This is a genomic window from Microbacterium ureisolvens, from assembly GCF_015278315.1.
Lineage (GTDB): Bacteria > Actinomycetota > Actinomycetes > Actinomycetales > Microbacteriaceae > Microbacterium > Microbacterium ureisolvens.
This window is the reverse complement of record NZ_JADIJE010000002.1, coordinates 154,543-175,579: the sequence shown is the minus strand read 5'-3', so window position 1 is coordinate 175,579 and position 21,037 is coordinate 154,543. Positions and strand designations below refer to the sequence as shown.

General features: G+C 70.7%; 15 protein-coding genes. 5 read left to right on the top strand and 10 right to left on the bottom strand.

Annotation, left to right across the window (positions count from 1 at the left end; translation table 11 throughout):
* Positions 1-7: 7 nt before the first annotated feature.
* From IM767_RS03145 to IM767_RS03135, 3 genes are all read right to left on the bottom strand, one after another.
* Entirely contained in the window at positions 8-1,393 is a 1,386-nt protein-coding gene (locus IM767_RS03145) for a cytochrome b/b6 domain-containing protein (protein WP_239453143.1), read from the bottom strand.
* A gap of 446 nt (positions 1,394-1,839) precedes the next feature.
* Complete coding sequence (locus IM767_RS03140; protein ID WP_194398794.1) at positions 1,840-2,805, bottom strand: electron transfer flavoprotein subunit alpha/FixB family protein; 966 nt, start codon at positions 2,803-2,805, stop codon at positions 1,840-1,842.
* A gap of 13 nt (positions 2,806-2,818) precedes the next feature.
* Positions 2,819-3,595, bottom strand: a complete 777-nt coding sequence (locus IM767_RS03135; protein ID WP_109209004.1) for an electron transfer flavoprotein subunit beta/FixA family protein — start codon at positions 3,593-3,595, stop codon at positions 2,819-2,821.
* A 179-nt stretch (positions 3,596-3,774) separates the two neighbouring features.
* Between IM767_RS03135 and IM767_RS03130 the strand changes: the two genes are divergently transcribed.
* Complete coding sequence (locus IM767_RS03130; protein WP_109209003.1) at positions 3,775-4,311, top strand: MarR family winged helix-turn-helix transcriptional regulator; 537 nt, start codon at positions 3,775-3,777, stop codon at positions 4,309-4,311.
* A 31-nt stretch (positions 4,312-4,342) separates the two neighbouring features.
* On the opposite strand, the gene IM767_RS03125 is transcribed toward IM767_RS03130, so the two are convergent.
* From IM767_RS03125 to IM767_RS03115, 3 genes are all read right to left on the bottom strand, one after another.
* Positions 4,343-5,149: an enoyl-CoA hydratase gene (locus IM767_RS03125; protein ID WP_109209002.1), complete on the bottom strand. Its 807-nt coding sequence runs from the start codon at positions 5,147-5,149 to the stop codon at positions 4,343-4,345.
* Between the two features lie 126 nt (positions 5,150-5,275).
* Complete coding sequence (mmsB, locus tag IM767_RS03120; protein WP_109209001.1) at positions 5,276-6,178, bottom strand: 3-hydroxyisobutyrate dehydrogenase; 903 nt, start codon at positions 6,176-6,178, stop codon at positions 5,276-5,278.
* A 28-nt stretch (positions 6,179-6,206) separates the two neighbouring features.
* A complete protein-coding gene (locus tag IM767_RS03115; protein ID WP_109209000.1) occupies positions 6,207-7,379 on the bottom strand; it encodes an acyl-CoA dehydrogenase family protein in 1,173 nt (390 codons plus the stop codon).
* Between the two features lie 201 nt (positions 7,380-7,580).
* Here IM767_RS03115 and IM767_RS03110 point away from each other — a divergent pair, with 201 nt between their 5' ends.
* Positions 7,581-11,420 carry a choice-of-anchor I family protein gene (locus tag IM767_RS03110; RefSeq protein WP_109208999.1) on the top strand — a complete coding sequence of 1,280 codons (3,840 nt, stop codon included), beginning with the start codon at positions 7,581-7,583 and terminating at the stop codon, positions 11,418-11,420.
* Between the two features lie 69 nt (positions 11,421-11,489).
* Here IM767_RS03110 and IM767_RS03105 read toward each other — a convergent pair whose 3' ends face one another.
* The 3 genes from IM767_RS03105 to IM767_RS03095 all read right to left on the bottom strand — a co-directional run bounded on the left by IM767_RS03105 (position 11,490) and on the right by IM767_RS03095 (position 13,701).
* A complete protein-coding gene (locus tag IM767_RS03105) occupies positions 11,490-11,831 on the bottom strand; it encodes a YciI family protein (RefSeq protein WP_109208998.1) in 342 nt (113 codons plus the stop codon).
* Positions 11,832-11,926: 95 nt separating this feature from the next.
* Positions 11,927-13,240 (bottom strand): MFS transporter, encoded by a 1,314-nt coding sequence (locus IM767_RS03100; RefSeq protein ID WP_109208997.1) that lies wholly within the window; start codon positions 13,238-13,240, stop codon positions 11,927-11,929.
* Positions 13,237-13,701, bottom strand: coding sequence for a winged helix-turn-helix transcriptional regulator (locus tag IM767_RS03095; protein ID WP_109208996.1), 465 nt, complete (start codon positions 13,699-13,701; stop codon positions 13,237-13,239). The genes IM767_RS03100 and IM767_RS03095 overlap by 4 nt, the downstream gene beginning before the upstream one ends.
* 127 nt (positions 13,702-13,828) lie before the next feature.
* On the opposite strand from IM767_RS03095, the gene IM767_RS03090 reads away from it, so the two are divergent.
* Genes IM767_RS03090 through IM767_RS03080 form a run of 3 tightly spaced genes read left to right on the top strand, consistent with a single transcriptional unit; the run spans position 13,829 to position 14,802 of the window.
* Positions 13,829-14,008 carry a hypothetical protein gene (locus IM767_RS03090; RefSeq protein ID WP_109208995.1) on the top strand — a complete coding sequence of 60 codons (180 nt, stop codon included), beginning with the start codon at positions 13,829-13,831 and terminating at the stop codon, positions 14,006-14,008.
* A 40-nt stretch (positions 14,009-14,048) separates the two neighbouring features.
* The gene (locus tag IM767_RS03085; RefSeq protein WP_109208994.1) at positions 14,049-14,417 is read left to right on the top strand and encodes a bleomycin resistance protein; all 369 of its coding nucleotides are present in this window, start codon (positions 14,049-14,051) and stop codon (positions 14,415-14,417) included.
* A 37-nt stretch (positions 14,418-14,454) separates the two neighbouring features.
* Positions 14,455-14,802 (top strand): hypothetical protein, encoded by a 348-nt coding sequence (locus IM767_RS03080; protein WP_109208993.1) that lies wholly within the window; start codon positions 14,455-14,457, stop codon positions 14,800-14,802.
* Positions 14,803-14,881: 79 nt separating this feature from the next.
* On the opposite strand, the gene pulA is transcribed toward IM767_RS03080, so the two are convergent.
* Entirely contained in the window at positions 14,882-20,911 is a 6,030-nt protein-coding gene (gene pulA / locus IM767_RS03075) for a pullulanase-type alpha-1,6-glucosidase (RefSeq protein WP_109208992.1), read from the bottom strand.
* Between the last annotated feature and the right edge of the window lie 126 nt (positions 20,912-21,037).

The following is a 21,037-nucleotide window of genomic DNA, read 5'->3' as shown; positions in this document are numbered from 1 at the left end:
CCCGGGCTCAGCGCCCCGAGACCTTGCCGAACAGGCGCGCGATGGGCGCCAGCACGAGCGGCCTTGCGGCGACCCAGGCCGCCGCGATGACGACCAGCGAGGCGACGAAGAACCAGAAGCCGGTCCAGTTGTCGGCGTAGGCGTTCGGATCTGTCGAGCCCTGCGCGGCGTACATGTGGTTGAGGTTGCGCAGCGCTCCGGTCGCGAACACGAGGAATACGTGCACGGCGATGAAGACCACGAAGTAGAGCATCACCGGGAAGTGCACGGCGCGCGCCCACTCCACCGGGTACGCCTTGTTGAGGCCGGCGGCGTTCTTCGGCCACACGCCGGACATGCGTACACCGGTGATCGCGGCCAGCGGCGCGGCGAGGAACACGGTCGCGAAGTACGCGAGCTGCTGCAGCGAGTTGTAGTTCACCCAGCCGTTCTCGGTGGGCCAGTCCAGGGAGACGTACTGGAGTGCCGCCGAGACGGCGTTGGGGAACACCTCCCACGATGTCGGCACGATCCTCATCCACTGCCCGGTCACGAACAGCAGCACGACGAAGACGACGCCGTTCACCAGCCACAGGATGTCGAGCGACTGGTGGAACCACAGGTTCAGGCTGATCTTGCGCCGGTTGTTGTTGCGCGGCGACCAGAAAACGGAAGGCCGCTTCTCGGTGCGCACCTGCAGACCGGTGCGGATGATCAGCACCATCAGGAACACGTTGAAGAAGTGCTGCCACCCCAGCCACGCCGGCAGGCCGACCGGCGCCCCCTCGGGCAGGTGGTACTCGCCCGGATACGCGGCGAGGAAGTCGACGCCCCACGACGTCGACAGCAGCCAGCGCACCAGGGCGACCGCCATGCCTGCCGCGATCAAAAGCCCGGCACCGCCGACGATCACCGCGCCGGCCCACTGCAGGCGGGTGAAGGGGCCGATCCGCTTCGGCTCTGCCGGGGTCGGCCGGGCAGCGGCAGCACCGGCACCCGCCCACACCGTGCGGGTGAACGGCAACGGCTTTGACAGCGGCACGCCGGTCGCCGTGGCCGGCACGGCCGGTGCGGCCGGCGCGGAGGGGACGACGGATGCCGCCACCTCTGCCGGCGCCGCCGCCGGCGTCTCGGTGATCGGCGCGGATGCGGCATCCGTCACCGTCGCGGCGGCGGGCACGACCTCGGTGGTGTCGGCGATCGCCGCGGTCGCGGCCGGTGCGAAGCCGGCGGGGGGCCAGGGCTCGCCTCCGGCTACTCGGGGCAGGCCACGTCGCAGCGGCTTCGCACCCTCGCCGGCCGCCGGCTGACTGGTCGCGACACGCGGGGTCGGGGCATCCGTTCGCGCATGTTGCGCCGACTGAACGTCGGCTGGGCGGTCCGGCGGAGTGGGAGCGACCGCTTCGGTGGTCACGACACGCGGGGTCGCAGCATCCGTTCCCGCGTGTTGCGCCGACTGAGCGTCGGCTGCTGCGGCGGTGGAGGGGAGAGCGGATGCCGGGGGCCACGGCTCTCCGCCGGGCACGCGAGGCAGTCCCCGGCGGATCGCCCGGCCCGCTGTCCCGGCGCCAGCGCCCGCAGTTCCGGCGACCTCAGCCGCCGGGGCGACCTCAGCCGCCGGGGTCGCGCCAGCGACCGGGGTCGCGACTGCGGCAGTTTCCTGCGACTGCGGCTCCGATTGCTGCAGCGGTCGCAGAGAAGTGGCGCGGTCGGCCTCAACGGCGGCAGCGGCCGACGCCGCAGCGACCACCGGGCCGTCGCCGTTCGGCACGGGCGCGGCCCCGGCTGGCGGCCACGGGTCGCCGCCGGGCACGCGCGGCAGACCGCGCCGCACCGCAGAACCGTACGTCGCCATGCGGGTTACGCCTTCTTCGCCTCGAGCGCGGCGATCAGCTGCGGCACCACCTGGAACAGGTCGCCCACGACGCCGAAATCGGCGATCTCGAAGATCGGGGCGTCGGCGTCTTTGTTGATCGCGACGATCGTCTTCGCGGTCTGCATGCCGGCCTTGTGCTGGATCGCGCCCGAGATGCCGAGCGCGACGTACAGCTGCGGCGAGACCGAGACGCCGGTCTGGCCGACCTGATACGAGTAGGGCACGTAGCCGGCGTCCACCGCGGCTCGGGAGGCGCCGATGGCGGCGCCCAGCGCGTCGGCGAGCTGCTCGACGAGGGCGAACTTGTCGCCCGAGCCCAGGCCCCGCCCACCCGACACGACCTTCGTCGCACCGCGCAGCTCCGGGCGGGACGACGAGACCACGGCCTCGTCGACCGACGTGATCGTCGCCGCGCGCCTGCCCGAGGCGCGCACCTCGAGCTGCTCGACCTCGGGGCTCGCGACCGCCTCGGCGCGGGCGTCGACCGACCCCTGGCGGATCGTGATGACCGGCGCACCCCATGTGACGGCGGATTCGACGTTGTAGGCGCCGCCGTAGACCGAGTGCTGGGCGACCACGCCCTCCGCGTCCCGCGAGACGCCGACGGCGTCGATCGCAAGACCCGAGCGGGTGCGCGCCGCGTAGCGACCGGCGACCTCGCGACCCTCGATCGAGTGCGACACCAGGATCGCGTCCGGCCGCACCTGGTCGGCCGCCGAGGTCAGCGCGTCGACCGTGGGGACGTTCAGCCCCTCGCCGGGCGCGGCGACCAGAACGGTCGCGGCGCCGAGGGCCGCGGCATCCGTCGCCAGCGCAGCGTCGCCCACGATCAGCGCGACCGGCGTGCCCACCGAGGACGCCGCTCCGAGCAGCTCGGCCGCCGACTTGGCGAGGCCGCCCGACGGGGTCGTGTCGAGGAGGACGAGGATCGAGTCATCGGCAAAAGTCATCACACACGCATCCTCACGCGAGCCGGTTCTGGATGAGGAAGTCCGCGAGCTTCTCGCCCGCGTCGCCCTCGTCGACGATCTTGACGCCGGCTTCGCGCGGCGGCTTCTCACTGAGCGCGATCACGATCGACCGAGCCGCATCGGGGTCGTGCGGGTCGATCTCGAGCTCGGCGAGCGACAGGGTCTCGAACGGCTTCTTCTTGGCCGCCATGATGCCCTTGAAGTTGGGGAAGCGCGCGTCGGGCAGCGCCTCGGTGATCGAGATCACCGCCGGAAGCGCCGCCGTCACCTGCTGGGTCGCCCCGTCGGAGGCCCGCGTGCCGAGCACCTCCCCCTCGCGGATCTCGACCGAGCTCAGGTAGGTCGCCGACGGCACATCGAGGATCTCGGCCACCATCGCCGGCAGCACGCCGCCGACGCCGTCGGTGGACTGGTTGCCCGCGATCACGAGGTCGAACCCGGTGCGCTGCAGCGTCGCGGCGAGCACCTCGGCCGTGAGGCCCATGTCGGCTCCGAGCAGACCCTCGTCGACGACCTGCACCGCCGACGCCGCGCCCATCGCGAGGCCCTTGCGCACCGTCGCGGACGCCGACTCGGGGGCCATCGAGAGCACGACGACCTCGGTGCCCGCGTTCTTGTCGGCGTACGACAGCGCCACCTCGAGCGCACGCTCGCCGATCTCGTCGAGCACGGTCTCGCTCGCACCGCGATCGGCCAGCCCGGTCTCGAGCGACAGCTTGCGATCCCCGTAGGTATCCGGGACTTCCTTGACCAGGACGACGATCTTCATGACGATCTCCTCACGCTGGCCACGAGTCTATGGCGCGCAGCGCAATGTACCCAATCCCGCGACATGAACCGAGCGTGACCGACCTCTGACCGCCTGTGTGTATACATAAACTCCGTTTCGCGGCATCCGTCGTCCGTCTGTCCGCCCCCGGACCGGTACGGTGGATCGAGGAGGTCGTCATGGCAGCACCCAAGCGTCTTCCGGTCGACCCGATCGCCGAAGCCAAGCGCCAGTGGATCGCCCATGGCTGGGAGCCGGCCGCTGCGGGCATGACCGCGGTCACGTCGATCATCCGCGCGCAGCAGCTGCTGTTCGCGCGCATCGACTCGACCCTCAAGCCCTTCGGCCTCTCGTTCGCGCGGTACGAGATGCTGCGCCTGCTCGGCTTCACACGGGAGGGACGGATGCCGATGGCCAGCGCCATCGCCCGCCTGCAGGTGCACCCCACGAGCGTCACGAACACCGTCGACCGTCTGGCCCGCGACGGGCTGGTATCCCGGGAGCCGCATCCGGCCGACGGGCGGGCGGCGATGCTCGTGCTCACCGACTCCGGCCGCGAGCTCGTGGAGCGGGCCACCGTCGCCCTCAACACCGAGGTGTTCGAGTCGCCCGGGCTGACCGATGCCGATACGACGGAGCTCGTGCGCATCATCGCGCGGTTCCGCAAGGACTCCGGCGACTTCACCGAGCCGCGCCCCCAGCCCGACCCCCTCTGACATCCGGGCCGGCGGGCCCGGCCCCGATGGCTCAGCGTCCCGTGAACTCGGGGGCGCGCTTCTCGCGGAAGGCGGCCATGCCCTCCTTCTGGTCCTGGGTGTCGAAGAGGCTCGCGAACACGTGCCGCTCCAGGCGCAGGCCCTCCGCGAGCGAGGTCTCCTGGGCGGCGTCCAGCACGGCCTTGGCCGCGTACAGAGACGGCAGGCTCTTCGACGCGATCGTGTCGGCCGTCTTCTGCGCCTCGGCGAGCAGGTCGGCGGCGGGCACGACGCGCGAGACGAGTCCGGAACGCTCGGCCTCCGCGGCATCCATCATCCGTCCCGTGAGGATGAGCTCGGCGGCCTTGTAGTACCCGACCGCCCGGATGAGACGCTGCGAGCCGCCCATGCCGGGGATCACGCCGAGGTTGATCTCGGGCTGCCCGAACTTCGCGGTGTCGGCGGCGAGGATGATGTCGCACATCATCGCGAGCTCGCAGCCGCCGCCGAGGGCGTAGCCCGACACCGCGGCGATCACCGGCGTGCGCACCGCCGCGAACTGGGCCCAGCCGCCGAAGTGGTCGCCCATCAGCATCTCGAGCCCCGTCTTGGACTCCATCTCCTTGATGTCGGCGCCCGCGGCGAAGGCGCGCTCGGAGCCGGTGACGACGATCGCGCCGATCTCCTCATCGGCGTCGAAGACGGATGCCGCGGCCACGACATCGCGGCACACCTGGGTGTTGAGCGCGTTGAGCGCCTCGGGCCGGTTGAGGGTGATCCATCCGACGCGTCCCCGCGTCTCGGCGAGGATCGTCTCGTACTCGGTGGCCTGGCCCTCGGCCGTCTGGTGCTCGGTCATGCGTGCTCCGTCCCGGCCGCCTCGGCGCGGCCTCTTCGATGGTAGATGCGGCGAGAACGCACGAGAGCACCGTGCCCTCCCGCCGCAAGGTGCTGTCGTGCGGTCCCGATGGCCCGGGGCCGCGGGTCAGTCGGAGAACTCCCGGATCGAGTTGATGATCCCCGAGAAGTCCTGCCCCGCCCCCGGCCCGTCGGCGAAGTGCGCGTAGATCTCGCGGGCGAGCATGCCCATGCGGGCGTCGACGCCGGTGAGCTGGACGGCCTGCTCGGCGAGACCGAGGTCCTTGTTCATGAGCGCGCCCGCGAAGCCCGGCTGGTAGTCCCGGTTGGCGGGGCTGGTGGGCACGGGCCCGGGCACGGGGCAATTGGTGGTGAGCGCCCAGCACTGGCCCGAGGCATTCGAGGCGACGTCGAAGAGCGCCTGATGCGACAGCCCGAGCCGCTCCCCCAGCACGAACGCCTCGGCGACGGCGATCTGCGACACCGCGAGGATCATGTTGTTGCAGACCTTCGCGGCCTGGCCGAGCCCGGCTCCGCCGCAGTGCACCACACGGCGGCCCATCGCCTCGAGGAGCGCACGGGCGGCCTCGAAGTCCTCGTCGGTGCCCCCGACCATGAAGGCGAGCGTCGCGTTCTCGGCTCCGACGACCCCGCCCGAGACGGGCGCGTCGAGCGAGCGGTGGCGGGCGGCCTCGGCGAGCGCGTGTGCCGCCCGTGCCTCGTCGACCGCGATCGTGGAGCAGTCGATGAACAGGGCACCCGGTGCGGCCACGTCGAGGAGTCCCGGTGCCCCGCCGGCGCCCCGGTACGCGTCGAGCACCTGCGTCCCGGTCTGGAACATCGTGATGACGACGTCGGCGGCGGTTGCGGCATCCGTCCCCGACTCCGCCACGACGAGACCGGCCTCGCGAGCGCCGTCCACCGCAGCGGGGAAGACGTCGAAGCCCACCACCTCGTGACCGGCGGCGGACAGGTTCTTCGCCATGGGCAGGCCCATGTGGCCCAGGCCCAGGAATGCGATCTTCGTCATGCGGAAACCCCTCGTCCGTGTGCGCGGGTCAGCCGGCGAGCAGCTGGCGGCCGATGATCACGCGCATGATCTCGTTGGTCCCCTCAAGGATCTGATGAACGCGCAGATCGCGCACCACCTTCTCGATCCCGTACTCGTGGAGGTAGCCGTAGCCGCCGTGCAGCTGCAGCGCCTGGTTCGCGACCGAGAAGCCGGCGTCGGTCGCGAAGCGCTTGGCCATGGCGCACTGCATCGACGCGTCGGAGGACTTCGCATCCAGCGCCGCGGCGGCGTCACGGACGAGGGCGCGCGCTGCCCGCAGCTCGGTGGCCATGTCGGCGAGGGCGAACACGACGGCCTGCTTCTCGGCGAGCGGCTCCCCGAACGTGAAGCGCTCGTGCACGTAGGTGACTGCGCGGTCGAGCGCCCACTGCGCGCCGCCGAGCGAGCACGCGGCGATGTTGATGCGGCCGCCGTCGAGCGCCGACATCGCGATCTTGAAGCCCTGGCCCTCGGTGCCGAGGACGTTCGCGGCGGGGATGCGCACCTCGTCGAGGATCACCTGGCGCGTGGGCTGTGCGTTCCAGCCCATCTTGTGCTCGATCGCTCCGAAGGAGAGCCCCGGGGTGTCGGCCGGGACGAGGAACGCGGTGATCCCGCGCGCGCCGGCGTCGGCGTCGGTGCGGGCCATGACGATGTAGACGGATGCCTCGCCCCCGCCGGAGATGAATTGCTTGACCCCGGTCAGCACGAACTCGTCGCCGTCGCGGATGGCGCTCGTCGTGATCGCCGCGGCGTCGGATCCCGCGCCCGGCTCGGTGAGGCAGTAGCTGCCGAAGCCGGCCATCGACGTCAGGAGCGGGAGCCACTGCTGACGCTGGGTGTCGTCGCCGTAGCTGTCGATCATCCACGCGACCATGTTGTGGATCGAGATGTAGGCGGCGATGGCGGGGTCGCCCTGGGCGAGCTCCTCGAAGATCGCGACCGCGTCCGCGCGCGAGAGTCCGGAGCCGCCGACGTCCTCGCGGATGTAGATGCCGCCGAGACCGAGTTCGCCGCCGCGGCGCAGCGTGTCTCTGGGGAAGACGGATGCCGCATCCCATTCCAGTGCGTGGGGTGCGAGCTCGGTCTGCGCGAAGTCGCGGACCGCTTCGAGGATGGCTGCGCGCTCGTCGTCGCTGATGGCGGCGGGAGCGAGCACGGGGACAGTGGTGGCGTCCATGGAGCTCTCCGGTGAGTCAGGGTGACGGCTTCGTCACACACCCATGATACTAGGACTTCCATGTATCTCTTCGGGCGTCCGGATTCCTGATTGCTCGCCCGCCGTTCACGATCGCGTCACCTTCACCGGGAAAGCTCGCGGCGACCCGTCTGCGCCCCGCCGCGCGCCGCGTCACACCCGCAACCCCGACCGAGGACACGCATGCCTTCGCATCTTCTTCGCCGCGCTGTCGCGTTCACCGCGACGGCCGCGACCGTCTGCGCGCTGGCGCTGACGAGCAGCACCGCGGCATCCGCCGCCATCGTCGCCGATCCGCTCAGCGACTCCGCTCCCAACGCCGCGCTTCGGCTCACGCCGTTGGGCACCTTCGAGTCCGACGCCTTCGGGGAGTCGGCGGCCGAGATCGTCCAGGCCTACCGCGACCGGCTCTTCGTCGTCAACGCGCAGGCCGGCACGGTCGTCGTGCTCGACAACACCGACCCCGCCGACCCCACCGAGCTGTTCTCGATCGCCTCGAGCGGTGTGGCCAACTCGCTCGCGATCCGCGACGACGGCCTCGGCGTCGTGGCCTTCGAGGCCGAGACCAAGACCGACCCCGGCCACCTCGTCTTCTTCGACGCCGACCAGGACTCGGTCGACGCCGCGACCCTCGGCACGGTCGCCGTGGGCGCGCTCCCCGACATGGTCACCGTGTCGAAGGACGGCAAGTACGCGGTGGTCGCGAACGAGGGCGAGCCCGCCGACGACTTATCCGTCGACCCCGAGGGCTCGGTGAGCGTGGTGACCCTGCCCGCCACCGTGAGCGCGCCGGCGCAGAGCGCCGTGAAGACCGCGGGCTTCGGCGCCTTCGAAGCGGGCGGCACGAAGGTGCTCGATCCCCGGGTGCGCGTGTTCGGTCCCGACGTGGCCGCTCCCGACCAGGGCAGCAAGCCGCTCGGCACCAACCGGGTGAGCCGCAACCTCGAGGCCGAGTACATCACGGTCGACGGCACCATCGCCTACGCGGCGCTGCAGGAGGCCAACGCCATCGCCGTCATCGACCTCACCAAGCCGGAGGTCACCTCCATCCTGCCGCTCGGCTACAAGGATTACGGCGCACCGGGCAACGGCCTCGACGCGAGCGACCGCGACCCCGAGGATGCCCCCACGGTCAGCATCGCGACCTACCCGGGCCTCAAGGGTCTCTACATGCCCGACGGCATTCAGTCGTTCTCGGCGACGGTCGACGGCAAGACCGCGACCTACCTCATCACCGCGAACGAGGGCGACGCGCGCGAGTGGGGCGAGGAAGACACCGCCTCGTACTTCATCGACGAGGCGCGGATCAAGGATCTCGGCGAGGACGGCCTCGCCCCGATCTGCGCGACCGGCCCGCTCTCGGGGATCGCGGACATCCAGGAGGACGACGTGCTCGGCCGTCTCAAGGTCGTCACGGACCTCGGCATCGCCACCGGCGCCGACTGCTACAGCGAGCTCTACGCCTACGGCGGGCGCTCCTTCTCGATCTGGGACACCAAGGGCAACCTGGTGTTCGATTCGGGTGACGACTTCGAGCAGATCACGTCGCAGATCCCGGGCCTGGTCTTCAACGCCGGCAACAACAACAACGACAGCAACGACCGCAGCGACGACAAGGGCCCCGAGCCCGAGAACGTCACGATCGGCGTCGTCGGCGGCAAGACCTACGCCTTCGTGGGGCTCGAGCGCGTCGGCGGCGTGATGGTCTACGACATCACGAACCCGGCGGCGGCGCAGTACGTCACGTACGTCAACAACCGCGACTTCGCGGCGGATGTCGAGACTCCGGCCGCGGGCGACCTCGGCCCGGAGGGCATCCAGTTCGTCTCGGCGCTGCGCTCGTCCACCGGCACGCCCCAGCTCGTCGTGGGCAGCGAGGTGTCGGGCACCACCACGGTGTGGGACGTCGAGGAGCTGACGGCCACGCAGCCCGACGTCCGCGTCCTCACCATCAACGACTTCCACGGACGCCTCGTGCAGGAGACCGGCGGGGTCGCGGGCGCGGCTGTGCTGGGCGGCGCGGTCGAGAAGTACCGCCAGCAGAACCCGAACACCCTGTTCGTCTCCGCGGGCGACAACATCGGCGCCTCGGCCTTCGAGTCGTTCATCGACGACGACGACCCGACGATCGACGCGCTGCGCGCCGCCGGGCTCGACGCGAGCGCGGTCGGCAACCACGAGTTCGACCAGGGCTTCGACGACCTGGTGAACGACGTCATCCCGAGCTTCGAGGGCGATGAGGACGCGGACGCGATGAGCGACTTCGCCCTCGGTGCGAACGTCTTCACGAAGGGCACCGACGAGCACGCGCTGCAGCCGTACACGATCAAGTCGGTGAACGGCACGGACATCGCCTTCGTCGGCGTCGTCACGACGCAGACTGCCGGCATGGTCAGCCCGGACGGCATCGCCGACATCGAGTTCCGCGACCTCGTGGAGTCCGCGAACGACGCGGCGGCGGATGCCGTGGCGGAAGGCGCCGACGTCGTCATCCTGCTCGCCCACGAGGGCGCGGAGGACGCGGCGATCGAAACGATCACCACGCCCGAGGAGGAGAACGCCTTCAGCGACCTGGTCGCGAACGCATCGGACGACATCGACGCCATCGTCTCGGCGCACACGCACCAGCGGTACGCGCACGAGATCGGCGGGCGCCCGGTGATCCAGGCGCACCAGTACGGCACCGCGCTCGGCACGCTCGACATCGAGCTGACCGATGCCGGCGAGCTCGAATCGATCACGGGCGGAACGGTGTCGCTGTACGACACGGTGGTCGGTCAGCACATCGCCTACCCGCAGCCGGAGACCAAGGCCGTGGTCGACGCGGCGGTCGCGGTCGCGATCGAAAAGGGACAGGTGCAGGTCGGGTCCATCACCGCCGACATCCTGCGCGGCAAGACCGCCACCGGCAGCGAGGACCGCGGCGTGCACTCCACGCTCGGCAACACGGTGGCCGACGTCTACCTGTGGGCGACGAGCCAGAACCCGAGCTACGGCGGCCAGGACGCGCAGATCGCGTTCATGAACCCCGGCGGTCTGCGCAATGACCTGCTGTTCGGCGACGACAACGGCGCCATGTCGTACCGCGAGGTGGCGAACGTGCAGCCGTTCGGGAACACCCTGGTCACGCTCGACCTGACCGGCGAGCAGATCGAGGAGATCCTCGAGCAGCAGTGGCAGCCCGACGGCGCGTCGCGCCCGAAGCTCGCGCTCGGCGTCTCGAAGGGCTTCACCTTCGAATACGACCCGGCGGCCGCGCGCGGCGCGCACATCGTGTCGATGCAGTACCACGGCGAGGAGGTCGCACCCACCGACACGTTCCGTGTGGTGACGAACTCGTTCCTCGCAGCCGGTGGTGACAACTTCTTCACCTTCGACGAGGGCGAGAACGTGCAGGACTCGGGCCAGATCGACCTGCAGGCGACGGTCGACTTCTTCGCGGCGGCGGGCGGCCCGGTCGCCCCGTCGCCGGCGGACCGCGCGTACCTGATCGGGGCGCAGCCGCCGGTCGAGGGCACCGACCCCGGCACCGACCCGGGCACCGATCCCGGAACCGGCTCCGGCACCACTCCGCCGGTTCCGGTCAACCCCGGCGGCACCCCGCCGGCAGCCGGCGCGCAGCGCGGCGGCGACTGGGCGAAGGTCGACGTCGGCTCCGGTCGCGTCGAGCAGGGCGGCACGCTTCGCGTCTCGCTGTCGGGTCTCGAGCCGGGTCAGACCATCGCGGCGACGCTCTTCAGCGACCCGATCGTCGTCAGCGGCATCCCCGCCGCAGACGCGCAGGGCCGGCTGAGCTTCAGCGTCGCGATCCCGTCCGACCTCGCACTGGGCGACCACCGCCTGGTGATCACGTCGGCGGGCCTCGATCCGATCGAGGTGGGTGTCACCGTGGTGAGCCCCGGCGCCCTCGCCACCACCGGCTCGGACCTGCCGTGGGGTCTCGCGGTGGGCGGCGCACTCCTGCTGATCGCGGGAGCGGCGTTCGTCGTGGTCCGGAGGCGCCGCAAGAACACTGCGAGCTGACGCATCACCGCAAAAGGACGGCCCCCACCATCCGGTGGGGGCCGTCCTTTTCGTCTGGCAGCCGGGCCGTCAGTCGCTTCCGTCGGGCCACACCATGAACGGGCGCAGCTCGAGCTGCCCGTTCCGGGCCATCGGATGCCGCGACGCGATCTCGATCGCCTCCTCCAGGTTCTCGACCTCGAGGATGTCGAAGCCCGCGATCACCTCGGCGGTCTCGGCGAACGGCCCGCGAGAGGTCAGCACCTTTCCCCCGCGCACCTTGACGACGGTCGACTCCGAGACGGGAGCCAGCACCTCGCCGATGACGCGCTTGCCGCTGGCGTCGAGCGGGTCGACCCACAGGTCGACGTCGGACTCATCGGGCTGGGCGTCGGGCTCGAGCGAGGTGACGACGAACATCATGTACTTCATGGTCTGATCCTTCCGTTGGGGGCGGGCGCGTGCCAGCCTCACTCCGGGCGTCGCACGGAGCGGGGAGAACTCGACACTTCGCCGGAGCGGATTTCTCAGCGGAAGATCCGCGACCGCGGGCGCCGCGCGATGGCCCCGCTGATCACGGCGGCGACGGCGCACAGGACCGCGGCGGCGAACCAGGCGACGGTGTACTGCCCCGTCTGGTCGCGTACGACACCGGCGAGCACCGAGGCGATGCCGGCGCCGACCTGATGGGCCGCGAACACCCAGCCGAACACCAGCGGCCCGCGCTCGCCGAAGATCTCGCGGCACAGCGCGATGGTCGGCGGCACGGTGGCGACCCAGTCCAGCCCGTAGATCACGATGAACACGACGATGCTCGGCTGCACGGTGGCCGACAGCAGGCTCGGCAGGAACAGCAGGCTCACCCCGCGTCCGGCGTAGTAGACCGCGAGCAGGATGCGCGGGTTCACACGGTCGGTGAGCCAGCCCGAGAGCACCGTCCCCGCGATGTCGAAGATGCCGACGACGGCGAGCAACCCGGCTGCGGTGGTCTGCGGCATCCCGTGGTCATGGGCGCTGGGGATGAAGTGGGTGCCGACGAGCCCGTTCGTCGTGGCGCCGCAGATCGCGAAGCCGACCACGAGCGCCCAGAAGGCGCGCACCTTCGACGCGTCGCGCAGCGCGTGCAGCGCGAGACTCGCGGCGCTCGCGCCGCGCCCCTCGACCGGCGGTGGGGCGGCCGGCGCCGGCACGCTCTCGTCCTCGCCGTAGCGGCGGACGCCGAGGTCGGAGGGACGGTCCCGCAGCAGCGCCAGCACGAGCGGCACGACCAGCAGCGCGCCGCTCGCGATGATGAGCGACGCGATGCGCCACCCGTAGTCCTCGGCGGCGACGGCGATGACCGGCAGGAAGATCAGCTGCCCGGTCGCGCTGCCCGCCGTGAGCACGCCCGACACGAGACCGCGGCGCTGGGCGAACCAGGTGTCGGTCACGGTCGCCGCGAACACGAGCGCCATGGACCCGGTGCCGAGGCCGATCAGCAGACCCCACGTGAACAGCAGCTGCAGCGGCGAGGTGACGAAGATGCTGAGCGCACTGCCGGCCGCGATGAGCATGAGCGCCGTCGCCGTGACCGCCCGCAGGCCGAATCGCTGCATGAGGGCGGCGGCGAAGGGCGCCGTGAGTCCGAACAGCAGCAGGTTCAGCGTGACCGCGACAGACATCTCGGTGAGCGACCAGCCGAACTCCTCCTCGAGCGGCAGCATCAGCACGCCGGGCGCCGCCCGGAAGCCCGCCGCGCCGATCAGCGCGACGAGAGCGGTCGCGGCGACGAACCACGCGGGGTGGATGCGACGGGCGCGGGAAGCGGATGCCTCGTCCCCACGCTCGTCGAGCCGGCTCATGCCGCCGCTCCGACGTGGAGCCGGAACGGCTCGCCGCCCATGCTGCGGCGCGCCCACGTGGTGCTCCGCGCATCGAGGGGCTGCGCGCACGACGCGCACCAGTCCGCAGCATCGGCCACCGTCCCGCATCGCGCGCACGCGATGGTGAGCCCCCACGGGCCGTCGGGCTCCACCGCGCGCGTGAAGCGCGCGTAGGCGTGGAGCACCGGAAGCGCCGCGGCGCCCGTCGCCGTGACGATGTACCGGGCGCCGTCGCGGGCGAGCAGGCCTTTCTCGACCATGCTCCGCAGGCGCCGCGCCAGCACGCTGTCGGCGGCCCCGGTCGCCTCTCGCAGCTCGTCGAACCGCGTGCGCCCCGACAGCGCCTCGCGCAGGACGAGCAGCACCCAGGGGTCGGCGAGCACGTCGGCGGCATGGGCGATCGGGCAGGTCGACGTCGACCAATCGGAGCGGAGCGGCACGAACCTACTTTCTTCAAGAAAGTCGCTCCTGTCAACCCATCCGTGGCGCCGGAATCATCCTGCGGGCTGACCCGGATGGGCCTCCGGGTGGACGCGCACATACGAGCCGCTCCGTAGCGTCGAAGACATGGCCAGCACCACGTCCTCGATCCCCGTCCGCCATCGTCGCGAGCTGTCGTCGGCCGCGGCGCTGCTGCTCACCATCGGCGGCAACATCCTGGTGGTGGGGATCGCCGCGCTCGCCATGGCCGGCGTCGCCGTCGCGGCGGTGGCGGTGTTCGGCGCCGGCATCCTCGACGCGCTCTGAGCACTGTCGGCGCGGGGTCTCCGGGCGCTAGTGTGCGCCTGTGACCGAGCGCGCCGTCCCCATCCTCCCCAGCCGCGACCTCACCGAGACGCTCTCGTTCTTCGAGCGCCTCGGGTTCGAGAATCGCGGCGCGCCGCCCGAGGAGTGGCAGTACCTGATCATCGGGCGCGGCACGATCGAGCTGCACTTCACCGAGGACGCTTCCGTGGACCCGCTCCGCACCGCCGCGATGTGCTACCTCTACGTCGACGACGCGCAGCGGGTGTACGACGACTGGGCCGACCTCGTCGAGCCCGACCGCGCCACCGGCAGCCGCATCGAGCGGCCGGTCGACACCGACTACGGCATGCGCGAGTTCGCCGTGGTGGACCGCAGCGGCAACCTGCTGCGCATCGGCAGCCCGCTCTGAGCTCCCCACGACAGACCGTGTGCCCTAGGCTCGCGCCATGACGGACGTCGCGACGAAGCCCCGCCCTGGTACGAGCCTGCGCGGCTTCTCCGCGCCCCTCATCCTCATCACGGGCCTGGTGATCGTGCCCTTCGGACTCGCTCTGCTGTTCAACAGCTACACCGCTCCCGACGATGCGGCCTACGTCCGGATGGCGTTCGCGAGCGTCGCGGGCGCGACCGTGGCGATCACGGCGGTGCTGGGACTGCTCATCGACCGCATCGTCCGGCGCGGGAGCCTCTCGACGATCGCGATCTTCGCGGTCATCGCACTGGTCGTCGTGCCGTGGCAGCTGGCCGCCATCTCGTCCGCCTCGGATCTGCTGCTGGCCCGGCTCGGTCTCTGACTCGACTGAGCCTTCTCCCGTACCGCGCCGGCCCGCCGGGGCACCCCGCCGGGCGGGACGTGCCCGCCCGGCGGAGTTCTCAGTAGACGACGACCGGGACGGGGATCGCGGCGCGCGAGTCCTTGTAGTCGCCCGTGCCCTCGAAGCTGGTGCGGATCAGGTGGACGCCGCGACCCGGCAGCGTCACGCCCACCTTCACGCGACCCTTGTCGGCCGCCGTGAGCTCGACCGTCGCCACCGGGGTGCCGTCGGCGGTGACCGTGACCGTGCCCTCGGGCGCCGAGCCGTCGGCGGCGGTCACGATGCCGGCGACCGGCACCGTGGTCCCCGCCTTGGCCAGCAGCTTCGTCGGGGCCACCAGCGTCTTCGTCGCCACCGGCTCGCGGTCGACGAGCACCACGGCGGACCGCGCCGGGATCGTGATCGTGCCGGTCGAGGCATCCCACGTGGTCGTCTTCACGACCGCATCCGAGCCGCCCGCGAGCGCCGGCGTCAGCGCGAATCCGCGCCCTGCGAGGCCGTCGACGGTCTGCGTGATCGGCTCGGGCGACGAGTTGAACGCGACCAGCGCGCCGTCGAGCTCGGGGTCGGCGTCCTCGCCCACGAGGTCGTCGATGAGCATGACGATGGCGCCGGGTGCGGCATCCGTCCCGCTCCCCGGGAAGGTGACCTTCTCCTCGATGAGGGCGGCAGACCCCAGTCGCAGCAGGCCCACCTCCTCGCGCACACGGAGCAGGTCGAGAGCGGATGCCTCGGCCGCGGCGATGTCGGCGGCGCCCGGCTTGTTCGCGGGGTCGGCGAGGAGCGGCCGGAGGTCGTCCCAGTGCTCGCCGTTGTCGGCCTCGCGCGGCAGGCCCGAGCCGAAGGTCGACTCCTGGCCGGTCCAGTCGATGCGGTTGAACCAGTCGCCCGAGTTGTAGCTGTTGCGGTCGAGCGACTTCGAACGCAGCAGCTCGGTGCCGGCGTGCCAGAACGAGGGTGTCTGGGCGTAGGCGGTCGTCGCCAGCGACAGCGTGTTCATGCGCACGCGGTCGGCCATCGGGGTGTCGGCCGGCAGCTTCAGCACGCCGAGGTCGAACAGCGTCTCGTTGTCGTGCGCGTCCACGTACGTGATGATCTCGTCGGGCTGGTCGGCGTAGCCGGCGGGCTGCCCGTTGTAGTCGAGTTCGTCGCCGGCCGTCACCGTGCCGTCCGACGCCGTGAACGAGAAGTCCCGCAGGTTGCCGGCGAGCCCCAGCTTGACGAGATCGGTCTTGTGCGCGAGGTCCGCGAACGCGTCACCCGGCGCCGAATCCTCCCGGCCGTTCGGGTCGGTCGCCAGACCCGTGCCGTAGCCCTGGAAGAACTTCGAGTCCGACGCGACGGGGCTGCCGCCGTGCACGGCGTCGCGCAGCCGGTCGCTGAACGTGCCGATGCCGGTGCCGCCGAGCTGGCCCTGGGTGGCCTGCTCGAAGAGGCGGTTGTCGGCGACCTCGCCGAAGTTCCACCCTTCGCCGTACAAGTAGATCGATTCGCCGTCGACGCCGTCCTTGCCGAGCTTCAGCTCGTTCAGGGCCGCGCGGATCGCGAGCATGTTGTCCTTCGAGTGGTGCCCCATGAGGTCGAAGCGGAAGCCGTCGACCTTGTAGTCGCGTGCCCACGTGACCACCGAGTCGACCATGAGCTTCTGCGCCACCTGGTGCTCGGTCGCCACGTTCTGACAGCACGTCGACGTCTCGACGCCGCCCGCGAGGTTGAGGCGGTGGTAGTAACCGGGCACGACCCGGTCGAGCACCGACTTCGCGTCCTGCCCCGACTGCGCGGTGTGGTTGAACACCTGGTCGAGCACGACCTGCAGCCCCATGCCGTGGAGCGCCCCCACCATCGAGCGGAACTCGGCGACGCGCGCGCCGCCCTCGGGGTCGACGGCGTACGAGCCCTCCGGCGTGGAGTAGTGGTACGGGTCGTAACCCCAGTTGAACCCGTCGGCGTCGATGACCTTCTCGATGCACTCCTGCTGCTGCGTGCTGTCGGCCGGCATCGACGCGAGGTCGCAGTCGGGCACAGCCTGCTTCGACCGATCCTCCTCGATCGTCGCGATGTCGAACGTCGGCAGCAGGTGCACCGTGTTGATGCCGGCGTCGGCGAGCTCGCGCAGCTGGGCCGTGCCCGCGCTGTCGCGCGAGAACGCCGCGTACGTGCCCCGCTCGTTCTCTGGCACCGACTCGTCGGTGATCGAGAAGTCGCGCACGTGCAGCTCGTAGATCGCGCGGTCGACCGGCCGGTCGATCACGGGCGCCTTGGTCTTCTCCCACCCCTTGGGGCGCCACTCCTTGTCGCCCAGGTCGATCGCCACCGAGCGCTCGGAGTTGATGGTCAGTGCCACCGAGTACGGGTCGGTGACCTGATTCGTCTCGATCGCGCCCGTCGTGGGGGCGTACACGACGACCTCCCACAGGTACTCGTCGCCCTTCAGCGCCTTGTCGCCCGCGACCGTCCAGATTCCGGATGCCGCGTCCCACGTCGCGTCGTGACGCACCGGCTCCTCGGTCCCTGAGCCCGTCGAAGGGTCCCAGGTGAGCAACGTCGCCGACCGCGCGGTCGGCGCCCACAGGCGGAAGGTCGGCTTCTTGCCCTGGAACGTCACACCGAGGTCGGCATCGGCCACGGCGTCCGCGTAGAGGTCGTCGAGGACGCCCGGGATCTGCACCCCGGTGAAGCCCGACAGCACGCCTTCGGCGTCGCGCTGCGACACGGCCAGCTCGCCGCGGACGAGGGCTGCGGCATCCGTCCCCTCCGGAACGCGGAGCGCGACGAAGTTCGCGAGAGCCGGGAAGCCGGCCTTCTGCTCAGCGGTCAGACCGCCGTCGACGACCGTGAGGTCGATCGCGTCGCCACCGGTGACCTCGCCGTCGACGAGCGCGAGGGACGCGTCGGCGGAGGCATGCAGCTGCCACGAGGCGTCCGCCGCTTCGGCGCCGAGGTCATCCGGCCACGCGATCGTCTGCGCGTCGATCCAGTGCGCTCGCAGCTCGCCGGTGCCGGCCAGCGGCGGGTCGGTCACCTCGATCTCGAGCACGTGCGTGGCGAGGGTGTAGCGGAAGGCGATCAGCTTGCCGTCGCTCGCGCTGAACGAGTAGTTCGCGCCGCCCGGGGCTCCGCCCACGCCGTAGTTCTCGTTCCAGCTGAGACCGTGCGCGACCTTGATCTCGTACGCCCCCGCGGGGATCTCGTCGGTCGAGAACTCGTAGACGCCGTCCTTGTCGCCGTCGGCCATGAGGGTCGCGAGGCAGTCGGGCGCCCAGTCGCCGGCGCAGCCCAGCTCGCTCTGCGCCGAGCCCGGCAGCGTCACGATGGGGCCCTCCGCCGTCGACTGCACGATGTTGGAGCGCGGGTCGAAGTAGAACGTGATCGGTCCGCCGGTGTGGCTGATGGTGATGTTCCCGCCGCCCGGTGCGCCGTTCGCGCCGTAGTTGACGTCCCACGTGCCATTGATCGCGACCTTGTACTCGTAGGTGCCCGCGGGCAGGTCGAACGTGCCGGCCCAGATGCCGTCGGCGCGGAGCGTGAGCTTCGCCGCCTCGCAGCCGGGTGTCCAGTCGCCCGCGCAGCCCATCTCGGAGTTGAGGCTTCCGGGCACCGTCACCATGTCGATCGGCGACTCGGGCTCCTCCTCCACGACGAGCGACACGGCGTTGCCCACCGATGCATACGTCGAGGCGGCGGCGTGGCGCCCGGCGGCGTCGGTCGTGACCGCGCGGTACTCGACGAGCGTGCCGTTCGCGAGATCCTCGATCGTGTGGAAGACGCGCGGGTCGGTGTCTTCGGCGGTGCCGAGGGCGTGCCATTCGTCGGACCCGACGACGCGCCACGAGAAGCTGGTCTCCCGCCAGGTCGCATCGTCCACGTCGGCGCTGACGGCGACCGAGCCCGAGAGCGCGGCACCGGCGGTCGGCGCGCTCACCGAGATGCCCAGCGGCGATTCCGGAGCGGTCACCGTGGCCCCGGCACGGTAGACGACGGCCGACAGGGCCGGGACCGTGACGGATGCCGCGGCCGCGGTATCCGTCGACACCGCCGTGTCGGTGCCGTAGACCGGCGCGAACGACGCGCCTGCCGTGAGCGTCGTGAGGCTCACCGTCTTGGCGGCCGTGGTGTTGTTGAGCGCGACCAGGTACTCGACCTTCTCGTCGCGATCGACGCGCGAGAAGGCGTAGACGCCGGCACCGTTGTCGGCGTAGCGCTCGATCTGCGCGCCGGTCACCAGGGCCGGGTGCGCCTCGCGCAGCGCGGCCAGGTCGGCGATGCGCTGGTAAACCGGCGCGTCGGTGTCGTAGCGCGCGACGGATCCTGCGGTGGAGCCGTCGATCAGCTTCTGGTTCTGATACTCCGCCACCTGCGTGGCGAAGAGCGTCTGGCGTGCGTCCTTGTCACCGCCGGTTCCTGCGAAGCCCTGCTCGTCGCCGTAGTAGACGACGGGCTGGCCGCGGCCGAGGAACATCAGGTCGTGCGCGAGCAGGTCGCGCTCGAGGGCGTTCGGCGTCGACTGCAGCATGTAGCCGACGCGGCCCATGTCGTGGTTGCCGAGGAAGGTCGGCAGCGCCGTCGCCGACGAATCGGGCGTCGTGTACCAGTCGTCACCGGCGTACAGACCCTGGAGGCCCTTCGCGCTGTTGCCCGCGGCGAAGCTCACGGCCGAGGACTGGAAGGTGAAGTCGAGCACCGAGTTCATGTCGGTGTCGCGGACGTACGGCGACAGCTTCACCGGATCGGCGTCGTAGACCTCGCCGAACATGAAGAAGTCGGGCTTCTTCGCGACGTCGTGCGCATAGTCGAGCACCTCGGTCGTCCACTGCTCCCAGAACTCGAAGTTCACGTGCTTCGCGGTGTCGATGCGGAAGCCGTCGATGCCCAGGTCGATCCAGTTCTGGTAGACGTCGACGAACCCGTTCACGACGGTCGGGTGCTCGGTCATGAGGTCGTCGAGCCCCGAGAAGTCGCCGTACGTCACCGACTCGCCCGACCACGTCGAGTCGCCGCGGTTGTGGTACAGCGTCGGATCGTTCAGCCACGCGGGAACCTTGGCCGTGGTGTCGTTCACGACGGGCGTGTACGGGAACGAGGTCGCGGCGTCGAGCGTCGGGAACGTGCCGGTGCCCGCGTAGTCGGCCGGGTCGAAAGGCGTGCCCGAGGCGTCCTTGTACGGGCTGGTCGCCTGATCGATGTACGTGTACTGGCCCTGCGTGTTCGAGATCAGGTCGGCCGTGTGGTTCGTGATGATGTCGAAGTAGACCTTGATGCCCTTGTCGTGGGCCTCGTCGATCAGCGCCTCGAGCTCGGCGTTGGTGCCGAGGTGCGGGTCGATCTGCGTGAAGTCGGTGATCCAGTAGCCGTGGTAGCCGGCGCTCGCGTTCGCGCCCTCGCCCTGCACGGGATTGTTCTTGAAGCTCGGCGTCAGCCAGATCGCGGTCGTGCCGAGGCCGTCGATGTAGTCGAGCTGCTCGCGGAGGCCCGCGATGTCGCCGCCGTGGTAGAAGCCCTTGTCGGTCGGGTCGAACCCGGTGGTGAGCCGGTCGCCGGTGAGCCCGCCCTGGTCGTTCGTCGTGTCGCCGTTCGCGAAGCGGTCGGTCATCACGAAGTAGAACTGCTCCTCGCTGCCCGGCTGGCGCACGGGCGCCGCGACCAGCGCGTCGTCGTCGGCCGTGTAGCCCGCCCGGAGGCTCTTCACCTCGACGCCGATGCGGTGGGTGGTGTCGTCGAACACGAACCGCAGGCGCGACGGTCCGGCGACCGTCAACGGGATGTTCCCGCCGTTCAGCGCGCCGTCGGCGCCGTAGCTCTCGTCCCACCCGTCGTTCACAGCGACCTTGTACTCGTACGAGCCGGCCGGCACGTCGAACTCCGCCGCGTACTGGTCGGCGGTTCCGGTGGCGGCGAGCTCGGTCGCCGCGCAGTCGGGCTTCCAGTCGTCGGTGCAGCCGAGCTCCGACTGCAGGCTGCCCACGAGCGCGAACGTGCGCTCGGCGGCCGCGGCGGGGGGGATCGCCACTGTTCCGCCGGTCACGATGAGGGCGGCCGCCGTGAGGCTGGCGGCGACGAGGCGGGCACGGGCTGAGGTCGACTTCGACACAGGAGCTCCTGGGTGGGGATGGGCACGCCGACGTGCCCCGCGGTGCAGTGTGCGACCGACGCTAGCAGTGGGTCGAGGAATACTGCAAGCGCTTGCAGTATGAGAAGGCTTTCATTGAGCGGATGC